General features: G+C 68.1%; 10 protein-coding genes. 7 read left to right on the top strand and 3 right to left on the bottom strand.

Features of this window, described 5'->3' with window-relative positions; all coding sequences use genetic code 11:
• Positions 1–46 precede the first annotated feature (46 nt).
• Both ACFTE1_RS19840 and ACFTE1_RS19835 read left to right on the top strand, forming a co-directional pair.
• On the top strand, positions 47–1615 hold the full coding sequence (locus ACFTE1_RS19840; protein WP_380624420.1) for a carboxylesterase/lipase family protein: 1569 nt from the start codon (positions 47–49) through the stop codon (positions 1613–1615).
• A 153-nt stretch (positions 1616–1768) separates the two neighbouring features.
• Positions 1769–1930: a hypothetical protein gene (locus ACFTE1_RS19835; protein WP_380624422.1), complete on the top strand. Its 162-nt coding sequence runs from the start codon at positions 1769–1771 to the stop codon at positions 1928–1930.
• Between the two features lie 184 nt (positions 1931–2114).
• Here ACFTE1_RS19835 and ACFTE1_RS19830 read toward each other — a convergent pair whose 3' ends face one another.
• Positions 2115–3671 (bottom strand): helix-turn-helix domain-containing protein, encoded by a 1557-nt coding sequence (locus ACFTE1_RS19830; RefSeq protein WP_380624424.1) that lies wholly within the window; start codon positions 3669–3671, stop codon positions 2115–2117.
• 140 nt (positions 3672–3811) lie between these two features.
• Between ACFTE1_RS19830 and aceA the strand changes: the two genes are divergently transcribed.
• Together aceA and aceB are read left to right on the top strand one after the other, a co-directional pair.
• Positions 3812–5116 carry an isocitrate lyase gene (aceA, locus tag ACFTE1_RS19825; protein WP_380624426.1) on the top strand — a complete coding sequence of 435 codons (1305 nt, stop codon included), beginning with the start codon at positions 3812–3814 and terminating at the stop codon, positions 5114–5116.
• A gap of 168 nt (positions 5117–5284) precedes the next feature.
• Positions 5285–6898 carry a malate synthase A gene (aceB, locus tag ACFTE1_RS19820; RefSeq protein ID WP_380624428.1) on the top strand — a complete coding sequence of 538 codons (1614 nt, stop codon included), beginning with the start codon at positions 5285–5287 and terminating at the stop codon, positions 6896–6898.
• Positions 6899–6981: 83 nt separating this feature from the next.
• On the opposite strand, the gene ACFTE1_RS19815 is transcribed toward aceB, so the two are convergent.
• A complete protein-coding gene (locus tag ACFTE1_RS19815; RefSeq protein ID WP_380624430.1) occupies positions 6982–7497 on the bottom strand; it encodes a GNAT family N-acetyltransferase in 516 nt (171 codons plus the stop codon).
• A gap of 221 nt (positions 7498–7718) precedes the next feature.
• On the opposite strand from ACFTE1_RS19815, the gene ACFTE1_RS19810 reads away from it, so the two are divergent.
• Positions 7719–8417 carry a hypothetical protein gene (locus ACFTE1_RS19810; RefSeq protein WP_380624432.1) on the top strand — a complete coding sequence of 233 codons (699 nt, stop codon included), beginning with the start codon at positions 7719–7721 and terminating at the stop codon, positions 8415–8417.
• Positions 8418–9836 (top strand): peptidoglycan DD-metalloendopeptidase family protein, encoded by a 1419-nt coding sequence (locus ACFTE1_RS19805; protein WP_380624434.1) that lies wholly within the window; start codon positions 8418–8420, stop codon positions 9834–9836.
• A gap of 207 nt (positions 9837–10043) precedes the next feature.
• Here ACFTE1_RS19805 and ACFTE1_RS19800 read toward each other — a convergent pair whose 3' ends face one another.
• Entirely contained in the window at positions 10044–12224 is a 2181-nt protein-coding gene (locus ACFTE1_RS19800; RefSeq protein WP_380624436.1) for a SpoIIE family protein phosphatase, read from the bottom strand.
• 646 nt (positions 12225–12870) lie between these two features.
• Here ACFTE1_RS19800 and ACFTE1_RS19795 point away from each other — a divergent pair.
• Entirely contained in the window at positions 12871–14805 is a 1935-nt protein-coding gene (locus ACFTE1_RS19795) for a DUF7927 domain-containing protein (protein ID WP_380624438.1), read from the top strand.
• Positions 14806–14808: the final 3 nt, after the last annotated feature.

Here is a 14808-nt window from a genome sequence, read left to right as displayed (position 1 = left end):
TGCTACGGTCCTTTCATCAAGTGCGATCGATGAAAGGAAGAGGACAGTGAACGCAGGTAAACGAATCGCGGGAGTGCTGGCCGGCGTGCTGGCGGCCGTCGCGGCGGGAGGGGCCTCCTACGCGGGCGATCCCGGCCCGGTCCGGGTGGAGACCGACAAGGGCGTCGTCGAGGGGGTCCGGGAGGACGGGGTGCGCACCTGGAAGGGCATACCCTATGCCGCTCCCCCGGTGGGCGAACTTCGCTGGGAGGCTCCGCGTGAGGCCGCCGCGTGGGACGGGGTCCTGCCGGCCGACGAGTTCGAGGGCCCCTGCGCGCAGCCGCGGGGCAACATTCCGGGGATTCCCGGCGACGACGAGGACTGCCTGTACCTCAACGTCTACGCGCCCGAGGGCGCCGACGGGGATCTGCCGGTGATGGTCTGGTTCCACGGCGGCGGCAACACCTACGGTGCCGCGCGGCAGTACGATCCGACGCGACTGGCCGAGAACGGGGCCGTGGTGGTCACAGTGGACTACCGGCAGGGCGTCTTCGCGAACCTGACCGGCCCCTCGCTGGACGGCGACCGGGTCGAGTCGGGCAACTACGGCCTCCAGGACCAGCAGGCGGCGCTGGAGTGGGTGCGCGCCAACGCGTCCGGTTTCGGCGGCGACGAGGGCAACGTGACGGTCTTCGGGGAGAGCGGCGGCGGCTTCGACGTCTGCGCCCACCTGGTCTCCGCCTCGTCCGAGGGGCTCTTCGACCGGGCCGTCATGCAGAGCTCCCCGTGCGCGGCGCCGGACTGGGCACCGGGCCTGGAGGAGAGCCGCGCCTGGACCGGGGAGATCGCAGCGTCGCTGGACTGCGATGACGCCGAATGTCTGAGGGAGCGGTCGGCGGCCGAGCTGTTGGACGCCGCCGACGCGGTCCTCGACGAGGGCGTCGGGTTCATCGAGTACCAACCGGTGGTGGGCGGTCCCGTCATGCCGGTCTCGACCCGCGAGGCGCTGGAGGCCGGACGTGTCAACGACGCCGAGGTGCTCCTCGGGATCAACCGCGACGAGATGCAGATGATGCCGGCCGCCGAGGAGGCCGCCACCGGGACGCCCATGACCGAAGAGGACTACCGGGCCCGCCTGGAGCTCCACTTCGGCGGGGACGCGGGGTCCGTGGAGGCGGAGTACCCCGCCTCGGACTTCGACAACCCGGGCAAGGCCTACGGCGCCGTCCTCACCGACTCGGACTGGGCCCTGCCCCTGGCCGAGACGCGCGAACTGCTCGGGGAGAGGGTTCCGACCTTCACCTACCGGCTAGCCGAGGACGACACCCCGTGGTTCGCCGGCCTGGACGCGCCGTGCTGGCCCGTCGACTCGATCCACATGGTCGACGTGGCGTTCCTGTTCGACAGCCCGATCTTCGAGCCCCGCAACGCGAGGCACGACCGCCTGGCGGACGTCATGACCGAGCGCTGGACCGAGTTCGCGCGCGGCGGCGACCCGGACGGACCGGGGTCGTGGGAGCCCTACGCCGAAGACCGCGACGCGTGGGACCTCTCCTCGGACGGCGAAAGGGGGATCGACTTCGAGGACGAGCACCTCGTCGATTTCTGGGCGGGACTGCACGCGCGGGAATCCTGACCGAACCCCGAACGGTTCTCCTCTGGGGCGCAGCGCCAATGAGGTATTGCGGGATCTAAGGAATTCGATTATATTCTCTGTGCAGCGACGCCGACCGGCGTCCGGACCTTTCGCGCCGACACCTCCGGCGCGACACCTCGGAAGGGGAACACCATGAACAAGACCCGCAAACTCGGCCGCGTCACCGCCGCCGTCCTCGTCGCCGCCGCCGGAGCCGCCATCGGCGTCGCCGGCGCGAGCGCCGCGCAGGCCGCCGAGCCGAGCATCCAGTGCGACATGACCGCCAAGCCCGACCAGTGCCCCGGCCAGGGCTGATCGCGGCGGCCACCGGCCCGGACTGACCGCCTGGACCGGGCGAACCTCGCGAAGGGCCGGCCGACTCCCCCGGGAGCCGGCCGGCCCTTCGCCGCGTCCACGTCTCGGCGTGTGAAAACTCCGGCCGCAGCCGCCGTGCTCGGGCCCTACCGGTCCACCGGACTCGGCCCGGGCCCGAAGACCCCTATTTCTTCTCCTGGTTGGCCAGGAACTGGTACACCTCGGTCTCGTCGACGCCCGGGAAGGATCCGGGCGGCATGGCGGCCAGGTGCGAGGAGTTCGCCCTCGCGCTGGGCCAGACGTGCCCCGCCCAGGTCGCCGCCAGCTCCGCCGGGGGCCTCCGGCAGCAGTCCGGGTCCGGGCAGGTCGACCGCGACCGGTGCGGGGTGTCCTTGCCCCGGAACCACTTCGAGTGCTCGAACGGCACCCCGATCGACAGGGAGAACAGCCCCTCGGGGCTGGACTCGGTCCGCGCCGTGCACCAGTATGTCCCGGTGGGCGTGTCGGTGTACTGGTTGAACGCGCTGAACTTGTCCACCGCGTCGAAGACCTGCCTGCTGGTCCAGTTGCGGCAGATGGGCTGGCCCTCGATGGCGCCGGTGGGGTCCTGGGGGAAGGAGACCCCGTCGTTCTCATAGGCCTTGAAGATGACGCCGGACTTGTGGACCTTCTGGAAGTGCATGTTGATGCCCAGGTGCTCGGTGCCCAGGTTGGTGAAGCGGTGGGCGGCAGTCTCGTAGGACACCGCGAAGTTGTCGCGGAGGTCCTCGACGGCGATCTCCTTGAGCTCCATGGCCTGTTTCAGGAACTTCACGGCGCTCGACTCGGGTACGAGGAGCGCGGCGGCGAAGTAGTTGGTCTCGACCCTCTGGCTGAGGAAGGCCGCGTAGTCCTCCGGGACGGTGTGTCCGAGGACGTGGCTCCCGAGCGCCTGCAGCAGGATGGCTCTCGGGTCGTGGCTGGAGGTCTGCTTCTGCGTCAGGTAGATGCGCTTGTTGCGCGTGTCGGTCACCGACCGCGTCGAGTGCGGCAGGTCGGGGACGTGGTGGAGCGTGAAGCCCAGGTGGCGGGCCAGGTCGGAGATGGCGTGCTGGCTGAGCGGCCCCTGCGTGTAGCCGACCTTCTCCAGCAGGGCGCGGGCCTCGGCCTCGATCTCGCCGAAGTAGTTGCCCTGTTCTCTCATGCGGCGCCGCAGCTCGGTGTTGGCGATCCGGGCCTCTTCCGGGGTGGCGGCGCGGATGGTCCTCTGCCGGTCGAGTTCGCGGTGGAGCCCGACGAGCGACTCGAGGACCTCGGTCGGGATGCGGCTGGAGGGCCGCACGCCCGGCAGTCCGAGGGCGCGGTAGGTTTCGGAGCGCTGGGCGCGCTCCAGCTCGATCTCGAGCGCGATGCGGCGGTCGGGCGGCTCGGTGCCGAGCAGTTCGTCGCTGGAGACGTCGAGCGCCTGCGCCAGGGAGCGCATCAGGGAGAGCTTGGGCTCGCGCTTGCCGTTCTCGACCAGCGACAACTGCGCCGCTGAGGAGCCGACGGCGTCGGCGAGGTCGTCGAGCGTGAGGGCCCTTTTCTTCCGCAGGTAGCGGATCCTTTTGCCCAAAGCTATGAGATCCAGGCCGGAATCCCGTTGATTTGCACGATCTTCCGGTGAGCCCGCCCCCCAAGGGCCCGGGTCTACCTGGTTCTTCGCCTGGTCGGTGTGCTGGTCACGGGGCGGCGGCTGTTGCGGCCGCGGATTATTTGCCATATCTTCATTATTCGTGAAGATCGACGGATCTTTCCACCCGCACCCTCTTTAGAAACGGTGTTTTGCCTGAGAGATTGGTATTACCAGCAAGTAGTGATCGACCTTGCGCCGATCGGCTCAGCAATACGCAGGAGATGACCATGACCGAACACCGTTCCGCACGGCCGTTGACCGCCGACGAGATCCGCGCCGACTGGGAGACCGACCCGCGTTGGGCCGGCGTCTCCCGCGACTACACGGCCGAGGACGTCGTCGCCCTGCGCGGCCGGGTGCAGGAGGAGCACACGCTCGCCCGACGCGGCGCCGAGAAGCTGTGGGACCAGCTGACCGGCGAGCACGCCACGGGCGGCTACACGAACTCGCTCGGAGCGCTGACGGGCAACCAGGCCGTGCAGCAGGTCCGCGCCGGGCTGCGCGCCATCTACCTGTCCGGGTGGCAGGTCGCGGCGGACGCCAACCTGTCCGGCCACACCTACCCCGACCAGTCGCTGTACCCGGCCAACTCGGTCCCCTCCGTGGTCCGCCGGATCAACAACGCGCTGCTTCGGGCCGACCAGATCGAGTTCGCCGAGGGCAAGCAGTCGGTCGAGGACTGGCTCGTCCCGATCGTGGCCGACGCGGAGGCCGGCTTCGGCGGCCCGCTGAACGCCTACGAGCTCATGAAGGGCATGATCGCCGCCGGCGCCGCGGGCGTCCACTGGGAGGACCAGCTCGCCAGCGAGAAGAAGTGCGGCCACCTGGGCGGGAAGGTGCTCGTGCCGACCTCGCAGCACGTGCGCACGCTGAACGCCGCGCGCCTGGCCGCCGACGTCGCCGGCACGCCGTCGCTCATCGTGGCCCGCACCGACGCCGAGGCCGCCACGCTCATGACCTCGGACATCGACGAGCGCGACCGCCCGTTCCTGACCGGCGAGCGCACCGCGGAGGGCTACTTCCACGTCCGCGGCGGCATCGACCCGTGCATCGAGCGCGCCAAGAGCTACGCGCCGTACTCCGACCTGCTGTGGATGGAGACCGGCACGCCGGACCTCACCGTGGCCCGCGCCTTCGCCGAGGCGGTCAAGGCCGAGTACCCGGACCAGATGCTGGCCTACAACTGCTCGCCGTCGTTCAACTGGCGCCGCAACCTCGACGACTCCACGATCGCCAAGTTCCAGAAGGAGCTGGGCGCGATGGGCTACACCTTCCAGTTCATCACCCTGGCGGGCTTCCACGCCCTCAACTACTCCATGTTCGACCTGGCCAAGGGCTACGCCGCCGACGGCATGACCGCCTACGTCGAGCTGCAGGAGAAGGAGTTCGACTCCGAGGAGCGCGGTTACACCGCCACCAAGCACCAGCGCGAGGTCGGTACGGGCTACTTCGACCGCGTGTCGACGGCCCTGAACCCGTCCGGCTCCACCCTCGCTCTGGTGAACTCGACTGAAGAGGGACAGTTCGAGTAGCAGCCCAGGCTTCCGGGGACCGTACCTCGACTGCTCCGGCAGTGCCGGTCCCCGGCGGTCCGACAACCGCATGGCCGCGACTTCGCCGCCGCGCCGGTCGGCGACCGGCGCGGCGGCCCGGAACAATAGAAGAAACACCAGTACCGACCAATGAAGCGAGGAGTCCTCATGACACATCCCACCGTGAAGATCAACGCCCCGAGCGTCCCCCGACAGGACGAGGTCCTCACCAAAGAGGCTCTCGACTTCCTGGTCTCCCTCCACTGGCGTTTCCACGGTGAGCGCAACCGGCTGCTCCAGGAGCGCCAGAGGCGCCGCGACAGGATCTCCAACGGGGAGAACCCCGCCTTCCGCGCCGACACCAAGGACATCCGCGAGGACACCTCGTGGAAGGTCGCCCCGCTCGCCCCGGGCCTGGAGAACCGCCGCGTCGAGATCACCGGCCCCACCGACAAGAAGATGACGATCAACGCGCTCAACTCCGGCGCGAAGGTGTGGCTCGCCGACATGGAGGACGCCTCCAGCCCCACCTGGTACAACGTCATCAACGGCCAGCTCAACCTGACCGACGCCTACGAGAACCGCATCGACTTCACCAGCGAGAAGGGCAAGGAGTACAAGCTCGCCAGCGCCGACATCCGCGAGCTGCCCACCGTGGTCATGCGCCCCCGCGGCTGGCACCTGGTGGAGCGCCACATCGAGGTCGACGGCGTCCCCATGTCCGGCGGCCTGGTCGACTTCGGACTGTACTTCTTCCACAACGCCAAGCGCCTCATCGAGAAGGGCCGCGGGCCCTACTTCTACCTCCCCAAGCTGGAGAGCGCCGAAGAGGCCCGCCTGTGGAACAACATCTTCATCTACGCCCAGGACGAGCTGGACATCCCTCAGGGGACCATCCGCGCCACCGTCCTGATCGAGACGATCACCGCCGCGTTCGAGATGGAGGAGATCCTCTACGAGCTGCGCGAGCACTCGGCCGGCCTGAACGCCGGACGCTGGGACTACATCTTCTCGGTCATCAAGAACTTCCGCAACCGCGGGAGCCGGTACGTGCTGCCCGACCGCGGCGAGGTCACCATGACCCAGCCGTTCATGCGCGCGTACACGGAGCAGTTGGTTCGTGCCTGCCACCGACGGGGTGCCTCCGCGATCGGTGGTATGGCCGCCTTCATCCCCAACCGCCGAGACGCCGAGGCCAACGCCCGCGCGATGGAGGCGGTGCGGGGCGACAAGCTCCGCGAGGCCGGCGACGGCTTCGACGGCTCCTGGGTCGCCCACCCCGACCTCGTCCCCGTGGCCATGGAGGTGTTCGACTCCGAGCTGGGCGACAGGCCCAACCAGATCGACCGCCTGCGCGAGGACGTCGAGCCCGACGACAAGGCCCTGATCGACATCGAGGCCTGCAAGGGCTCGGTCACCGAGGTGGGCATCCGCGCCAACCTGTCGGTCGGCCTGAAGTACATCGAGTCCTGGCTGCGCGGGGTGGGCGCCGCGGCGATCAACAACCTCATGGAGGACGCCGCGACCGCCGAAATCTCCCGTTCGCAGGTCTGGCAGTGGATCAAGGCCGGCACCCGCACGGTGGACGGCCGGACCGTCACCCGCGAGTGGGCCTCCGAGCTGCTGGACGAGGAGTTCTCCCACGTGGACCGTTTCGAGGGCGACCGCTTCGACGACGCCCTGGAGATCCTCCGGGAGTGCTCGCTGGGAGAGGAGTACCCGACTTTCCTGACTTTGTCCGCCTACGCGGGCTATCTGGTGGATACTCAGGGTACCCGGTAGTACTGGCTGGCGCCGCTCCGGCGGGAAGCGTTCGACTTCCCGCCTCTACCAAAGGCCCGTGCGGGACTCGGTCCGGCGCGGGCTCACTCCTTTTCCAGCTCCGTCCGGTACAGGCGGAAGCCCCTGGCCTCGTAGTTGCGCTTCGCGTGAGGGCTGTCGTCGGTGCAGGTGTGGAGCCAGACGCGCCGCTTCGTCCCCTCGCCGGCCTCGTCGACCAGGTCCCAGACTCGGCGGACGCACTCGGTGAGGAAGTACTTGCCGAGGCCGCGCCCGGTGAACTGCGGCAGGAGGCCGAAGTAGACGATCTCGCCGCCGCCCTCGGGCGTCACCTCCATCTCGCAGTAGCCGGCCGGAGTACCGGCCTCGTAGAGGAGCCACAGGCGCACGTTCGGGGCTTCGGTCCGGCGCTGCCATTCCTCCGGGGACCAGACGAGGCGGTCGGTCCATTTCCAGGGGCCGCCGACGGCCCTGTAGAAGAACTCGTTCAGTGTCCCCAGCGGGATCTCGGCCCGGCGCGCTTCCACGTTCTCGCGGGGAGCCGGGGCCGGGTCGAGTTCCTCGGGGGCGGTCATTTCGAGGTACCAGACGGTGGTCGACATTCCACCACGATACGGCCGTTGCGGCGGCGGGGCAACGCGCGGAGGTCGCTTGGGCACGGCATCGCACGGACGATCCGTTGCGGCTCAGAGCCGGTTCGCGCCCCCTGTCTCGGCCCGCTTCCGCCGGGCTTGCGACGCACAGGGTCTCCGGGGACGCGAGCGGCACGCCGATACTCGGGTGAATGTGCGTCAAACCCTCCATTTCGGTGCATAGTGGCACCATGCGATTTCTGCCGCGAGGCGCTGTCCTGCTCGCCCTTCCAGCGCTGGCGCTCTCGGGTCCCCTCTTCGCCGAGGCGCCCTCGTACTCGGCTCCCGCCGCGCCGGAGGTGGCCGTCGAACTGTCCACCAGCCCCTTCGGGGCCCAGACGGGGGAACCGGTCGAGCACCGCGTCGAGGTCCTCATCGGAGCGGACGGGGAGCCGGCCGACATGGAGGTCCACTTCGAGTCCACCGCGAGCCTCGACGAGATGAAGGTCGAACTGGACGGTGCCGACTGCGACGCCGGCGCCAACGCCGCGGTCTGCCGACTGCCCGCCGGCGTCGCCGCCGACGCGGACGGGTCCCCGCTCGTCATGACGGTCACGGGCGTCCTCTCCTCGGAGGCGGCCCTCGGCATGCTGGTGAAGAACACCGCCTCGGTGCGGGGTGAGGGCATCGGCGAGGGGAACTCGGTCCAATCGGAGAACGCCTACCTGCTCGCCTCGGGGTTCGAGAAGACCTCCGAGGAGGCCGAACGGGAGGAGGCCGCCGCGGCGAAGCCCCCCGTTGAGGCCTCGGCCGGCCGGGATGCCGGTTCCGGCATACGCCAGTGGTGGCACGTGGTTCCCATTATCCTGCTGGGGGCGACAACGGTCCTCCTCGCCGCCCTCTGCGCGAGACAGGACAGTCGCCGTCATGAGATGTGGAGGAACGGCTGAATGTCGACGGGACTTATGCGAGGTCTCTTGACCGCCATCACGGCGGCGACCCTGGTGGCGGGTACGGCCCCTCCGGAGGTTCCGTCCCCGTTCCCGTGGCCGCGTCCCTCGGAGTCGGCGTCAGACGAGTCCGAGCCGCCGGGCAAGGACAAGTCCTCGGAAGAACCGACGAAGGAACCGAAGAGGAAGCCCACCGACGAGCCCTCGGACGATCCGGGCGAGGACTCCGGGGAAGACCCCACGGCCGGTCCTTCGAAAGAACCCTCCGACGGCCCCTCCGACGACGTGACCGGAGAACCGACGGACGAGCCGGCGGAGGACGATCCATCGGAGAGCCCTTCGGCGAGCTCCTCCCCGAGCCCTTCCGCGAGCCCCAGTCCCAGTCCTTCCGCCACGCCCTCCCCCGACTCCGACGCGTCGGAGGAGGACGAGAAGAAAGAGGAGAAGAAGGACGTCGAGTCCGACGAGCCCCGGCCTCCCCTCCCCTGGGAGCGGAACCCCGACTTCCGCCTGGGCGACGACTCCTACGGCCAACTGCCCCTGGAGGCCGTCAAGTCCGAGTTCGGGCGCCTGGCCGCCCGTTCCGCGCAGGTGCGCCACCGCGTCGAGTACCTCCTCGGGGTCGCCGAGCGGGCCGACGCTGACGTCGCGACCGCCAACCAGAGCCTCGTCGAAGGCGCCGAGTCGATGCTCGAACTCCTCGACGAGGCCGAGCAGCGCTGGGGCCTGCCGGAGGAGACCGCCGGAAAGGCCGTCCCGGAGCTGCTGGGAGAGATCGAGGCCGACCGGAACCTGTCCGGGCCCGAGCGCCAATGGCTCGGCGACCTGACCGGTCTGGCCGTGGAACTCTCCGACCGGATGGCCCGGACCCAGGTGTCGGCGGGCGAGGTCGTCGGCGTCGCCGAAAGGGTGCGCGCCGAGATCGACCGCCTGCGCGAGGAGGCGGAGGACCTGGCGGACAAGGTCGATCCGTCGCTGCTGGCCGAAGAGGGCGACGGCGGTGTGTGGACGGTCGACGCCCCCTTCCTCAACCCGGTCGAGGGAGCGATGGTCAGCGGCTTCGGCATGCGGCACGACCCGTATTACAAGCGCGAACAGCTCCACGAGGGACAGGACTTCGCCGTCGGCATGGGCGCCGACATCCGCGCCGCCGCGAGCGGAACCGTCGTGTCGGCCGGGAAGCAGGGCGGCTACGGTCTGCTGACCTGTATCGACCATGGACGGTTCGCCAAGCAGAGCCTCTGGACCTGCTACGCGCACCAGTCGGAGATCCTCGTGGAGGAGGGCCAGACGGTCGACTCCGGCGACGTCATCGGGGAAGTGGGCTCCACCGGCGCCTCCACCGGACCGCACCTGCATTTCGAGGTGCGCGTGAGCGGCGTGGCCGTCGACCCGCGACTCTGGCTGGCGCGCGATTAGGGCACTCTTCCGAAACGTATTGCGCATAACGAGGAAAGCATGCGCGTAGGAGGTTGAAGTGCGTTCCATCATGGCAGTAACTGCCATGTGCACTGTCCTCATCACAGTTCGAGGCGATGGGGGCGTGTTTCCGCGCCGCCGGTCGCCCGATCCGTCCGAGCGTCCTTCGCCGCGACGGTTCTCCAGGGGAACCCTGAAACGGGACGCTCAGAGAACCGCGCTCGCCGAGAACGGCCGCCGATCGACGGTGCGGGCGAGGAATGAGAACGAGGGTCCGGTTCCCTTTCGGGGGCCCGGACCTTTTAACGGGTACCGCAGTCCCCTCAGCTCGCACGCCAGAAGGGTCCGGTCGTCCTCGCTGTCCCTGGGCGAGGTACTCATGGCCGCGTCCGCGATATCCTCCAAAGAGGCCTCAGGATCATCCACCACGGACAGCAGCCTCTCCATGCCCTCGCCGACTGATACGGCGGGCGACTCGACCAGCCCGTCGCTGTACAGGAACAGCCTGGTTCCGGGCGGCGTGTCGATGCGTGTCGCGGTGTACGTCGCCCCGGGGAAGCCTCCCAGCAGGGGGCCGTTGCGCTCTTCCACGAGGTAGGGCGACTCCTCCGGCGGACAGACGATCAACGGGGTGTGCCCGGCGGAGACGAGGGTGCAGAGATGGCGCTGCGGGTCGTAGACGGCATAGAGGCACGTCGCGATGGCCAAGTCGCCGAACGTCCCGGCCAGCGCGTTCAACCGGGTCATGAGCGCCGAAGGCTCCATCCCGACGGAGTCGAAGGCCTGCACCGCCGTCCGGTAGCGGCCCATGGTGGTGGCGGCGTCGATGCCGTGGCCGATCACGTCGCCCACCACGAGCGAGACCCGGTGTCCGGGCTGGATTCCCACGTCGTACCAGTCGCCGCTGACCCGGTGGCCTTCGTGGCCTGGGTCGTAGCGGTGCGCGATGAGCGCCTCGTCCGGCTCCGGCAGTGCCGCCGGCAGGAGGTTCATCTGCAGCTTCAGCGCCGTGTCCTTGGCCTCGTGGTACATGCGGGCGTTGTCGAGCATCAGGGCGGTCCGGCTGGCGATGGTCTTGACGAACCGGAGGTCCTCCTCGCTGAAGGGCAGGTTCGCGCCGGCCCTCATGCAGGAGAGGACCCCGATGACCTTGCCCCTGGCGACGAGGGGCGCTCCGATGAAGGAGTTGACCCCTATCTCGGAGGCGGCGTGAAAGATCCACGGTGGAACGTCGATGTCGGCCAGGTCGGAGGCGTCGCGGACGAGGCGTGCCGTCTCGGTGGCGAGGATGTGCTCGACCACCGGGTCGGTCTCGTCGACCTCCTCGCTGGGGGTTCCGGCCAACCGGTCGGCGTCCGGACCTTCTATCCGGGAGTGCGAGGCGAGGACCATCAGCCGGCGCCGGTTCGGGCGCGGCCTGGTGCGCGGCGGGGCACTGGCGTGCTCGGTCAGGAGGTCGATGGTCGCCAGGTCGCAGTACTCCCCGGTGAGGACCTCGACGAGGCGGGCGGCGGCCCGTTTCTGGTCCAGCTCTTCGGAGCTGAGTTCGCCGATGAGGCCGAGGACGCGGTGCCGTTCGTGGGTGCGGGCGTTGGAGAGAACCTCCCCGCTGGAGGACGAGACGTCGTAGATGAGTCCGCACAGGGCGAGGCCCGTTCCGCTCCGGCCCTCGATCCGGTACCAGGATGCCGACCACACTTTGGCGACGCCGGGGCTGCTGCGGGCGATGCCGGGGACCATGACGCCTATGGCGGGTTCGCCCGTCTTCAGGACGGTTTTGAGCAGCTTCTGGTAGTCCTCGAAGGTCGCGGAGGCGATGACCTCGCCTATGTGGCGCCCGATGTGGTCTTCGGCGGGGAGTCCGTTGAACTCGGCGAGTTCGGCGTTGACCATGACGTACCGCAGGTGTTCGTCCAGGACCACGAGGCAGAAGGGCGCCTGGTGGAAGAGGCCGTCCAGCAGGCCGATCTGGGACTGCGTGCGGCGGGCGCTCTCGATCTCCAGGGCCTGGACGATCAGGAGGTCCTCGCCGGCCGGGAGCCGGATCCGGCGGCTGCGGATGAGGGCGTAGAGGGTTCGTCCGTCTGCCTTCTGGAGCGGGGACACTCCGGTCTCTATCCGGTCGGGGTCGCCTTCGTCGGGGAAGCGCGGAGCGTGCTCGTGGGATCCGAAGAGGAACCGGTAGTCGCGTCCGATGACGGTGGCGGCGGTGAATCCGGTGAGCCGTTCGGCCCACTCGTCGAAGTGGAAGATGTGCCCGCGGCCGTCGATGAGGATCGTGGCGACGTCGAATCCGGCCGTCACCCCGCTGGGAACCGGGGGCATTCCCTCTGGGGAGGAGTCGGATCCGTCTGTTGCCGGATCGGATGAAGCGTCTTTCCGGCGCACCTCTTCTCCTTTCCAGCGGCCTCCTCTGATTCTCCCATTTTCGCGCGTGCGGCACCGGACATGCCTGAAACGGGAATCCGGTGGGGCACGATTTCTATTCCGACGAGATCTCACAAAATGCGTCTACTTACTCAATGGACAGGCGTTCGCAAATAGTGCGCCCATTCAGGGGGTGTTCATTTAGGAGCTTCTTATCCCGCACTTACCGATAAGTAGTAGTTACTGTCAGTAATGCTGCTTCATGGAGAGTCCTGTCCATAAGGCGCCGTTCAAATAAGACGAATATTCGGCTAGGGGCTTTGATCCGGCTTCACAGGCGCTTCGGGTGATCACGGTAGATCGGATGCCGAAAAGCCGGAGAACGGGCCTTTACAGGGAGGAACGAATGCTGTCACCCAGCGGCACGAAGTCTCGGTGGAGGTGGGCGCCGGCGGCTGTGGCCGCCATGGCACTCGGCTTGGCCGTTGCCGTCACCGGAGTCTCACCGCCTGCGCTCGCACAGGCTACCGCCTCAGAGAAGACCGCGAACACCGGCACCACGTCGGCAGGCCCATGGCAGTTCCCCAGCAGTCCCGAGGGCGGTACTGCCACGGGGAGGAACACCCTACAGAGCCATGACCACCACAATCTCGGTATCCTCTTCCGCGTGGGCGACGCTGCCAACGCCAATCTGACTTGGAAACTGGACGACATCGTCGAGGTGACCGACACTCCCGACGGGACCGTCACCGACTCGAGCTTCTCCTACATCGACATCGACAGCAAAGTCTGGGTGTCGGACGTCAGGGTCTTCGACGAGACCGGCTCCGAGGTCGACCCGGCGAACGTCGTGGTCGAGTTCGAGCACCTGCAAGCTCCTGATTCGCGGATGACCACCGTCGTCCGGGACAACGGCGACGGAACCACGCTCATCAGGGTGGCGGACAGCGCGACGGCCGGGTCGTCGGGATCGACAGGACACAGCACCAGGGTGAACATTTCCGTCGCCGACGGGCTCATAGGCGGCGTGGCGTTCGAAGAGTTCCGCAATCTCACCTGGGCCGGCGACGCGGTCCGTCTGGAGGCGAACCGCGACGTGACCGTCGCCGAACAGCCGGAGCTGTCGATCGCCAAGTCCGCCTCCGCCTCGACGGCGCAACCGGGCGACACGGTCGACTACACGGTCACCGCGGAGAACCCGACGGGCGTCGACTTCACCGGCGCCGTGATCGCCGATGATCTGACGGGAGTCCTGGACGACGCCGACTATAACGACGACGCAGCCGACGGCGGCGCTGAAGGGGCCTTCGCGTTCGCCGACCCCACCTTGACGTGGACCGGAGACATAGCCGCCGGGGAGACGGTCACCCTCACCTATTCGGTGACAGTGCACGATCCCCCCGACGGCGACCTCAGCATGGACAACCTCGTCGTCGGACCGACCGAGTCCAATTGCGCTCCGGGCTCCGACGACCCGGCCTGCTCCACCACTGTGGACGTGACTACCGGCGAACCGGTCGAGTGCGCCGAGGGTAATGTGGCTCGGGCCGTCGACGGCGTCGCACAAGCGTGGACTCCAGACAGCTCGGTGCAGAACTTCCCCGGGAACTTCCCGATGAGCGCGATCAATGCGCCCGACGGCAGCGGAGTGCAGCTGTGGAGCGCAGAGGGCAACCAACTCACGCTCGACCTGGCGACCGAGGTCCCGGGCGGCAACTCTTTGGAGCTTTACCTCGCTCAGGCGTCGTCGAACTTCAGCGGCCCGGTCACGGTCAGCTCTTCCGTCGACGGAGTGACCTTCGGTGGGGAGACCACGGTGACTCCCACTTCGGTGAATCCCACTTTCGACGCGGCCGAGTACCCGGTGCCGGAGGGCGGAGCACGCTTCGTCCGATTGACCCCGCAGGTGGTGGACGGTGCAGACAGCGCAGTGCGGGTCGACGCCATCACTTACACCTACGAGTACTGCGAATGCGAAGAGACCGTGAACAATGTGGTCGACGGCGGGTTCGAGGCGTTCGAAGAGTGCAGTCTTCAGACGGGAACGTACGGCGCCTGGACCGTGATCGAGGACAGCAACCACATTTGGGGCCGCAACTGCGTACTGGGATGGCCGTCGCCGGAGGGTGTCAACTCGGTCGACCTCGATGGCGGCACCACGGGCGGCGCCATGCAGACCGTTGACGGGTTGACACCCGGCAACGAGTACAACCTGACGTTCTATATGGCCTTCAACCCTGCTGCGAACGCGCAGTCGTCCTCGATGAGGGTCACCGTCGGCGACTTCGACGAGACCTACACTTCGGCGGCCAATGCCATAGACGGGAACTTCAACCTGGTGCACGCGGTGTTCACCGCCACGGGCGAGTCGGAGGTGCTCAGGATCGAGTCTCTGACCGGCAGCGGTGACCCGTTGCTTCTCAACGGAGGCGGCACGCCCGGTTACGGCGTCGTCCTCGACGACATCCGGATAACCCCGGTGGACTGCTCGGAACTCCGTGAGCTGGCGATCGCCAAGACGGCGGCGCCGACCGAATCCGTGCTTCCGGGCGACACCGTGGACTACACGGTCACCGTGGAGAACACCGGTTCCGTCGCTTAGGGC

Source organism: Salininema proteolyticum, from assembly GCF_042685645.1.
GTDB classification, from domain to species: domain Bacteria; phylum Actinomycetota; class Actinomycetes; order Mycobacteriales; family Micromonosporaceae; genus Salininema; species Salininema proteolyticum.
The sequence above is the reverse complement of the archived record's forward strand: the minus strand, read 5'-3'. Positions and strand labels throughout refer to the sequence as shown.

Bases quoted from the DNA above. Each gene is read 5' to 3' on its own strand.
- ACFTE1_RS19810 (WP_380624432.1), top strand. From the start codon at position 7,719: ATGCGATTTCTGCCGCGAGGCGCTGTCCTGCTCGCCCTTCCAGCGCTG.
- ACFTE1_RS19830 (WP_380624424.1), bottom strand. From the start codon at position 3,671: ATGGCAAATAATCCGCGGCCGCAACAGCCGCCGCCCCGTGACCAGCAC.
- ACFTE1_RS19815 (WP_380624430.1), bottom strand. From the start codon at position 7,497: ATGTCGACCACCGTCTGGTACCTCGAAATGACCGCCCCCGAGGAACTC.
- ACFTE1_RS19835 (WP_380624422.1), top strand. From the start codon at position 1,769: ATGAACAAGACCCGCAAACTCGGCCGCGTCACCGCCGCCGTCCTCGTC.
- ACFTE1_RS19805 (WP_380624434.1), top strand. From the start codon at position 8,418: ATGTCGACGGGACTTATGCGAGGTCTCTTGACCGCCATCACGGCGGCG.
- aceB (WP_380624428.1), top strand. From the start codon at position 5,285: ATGACACATCCCACCGTGAAGATCAACGCCCCGAGCGTCCCCCGACAG.
- aceA (WP_380624426.1), top strand. From the start codon at position 3,812: ATGACCGAACACCGTTCCGCACGGCCGTTGACCGCCGACGAGATCCGC.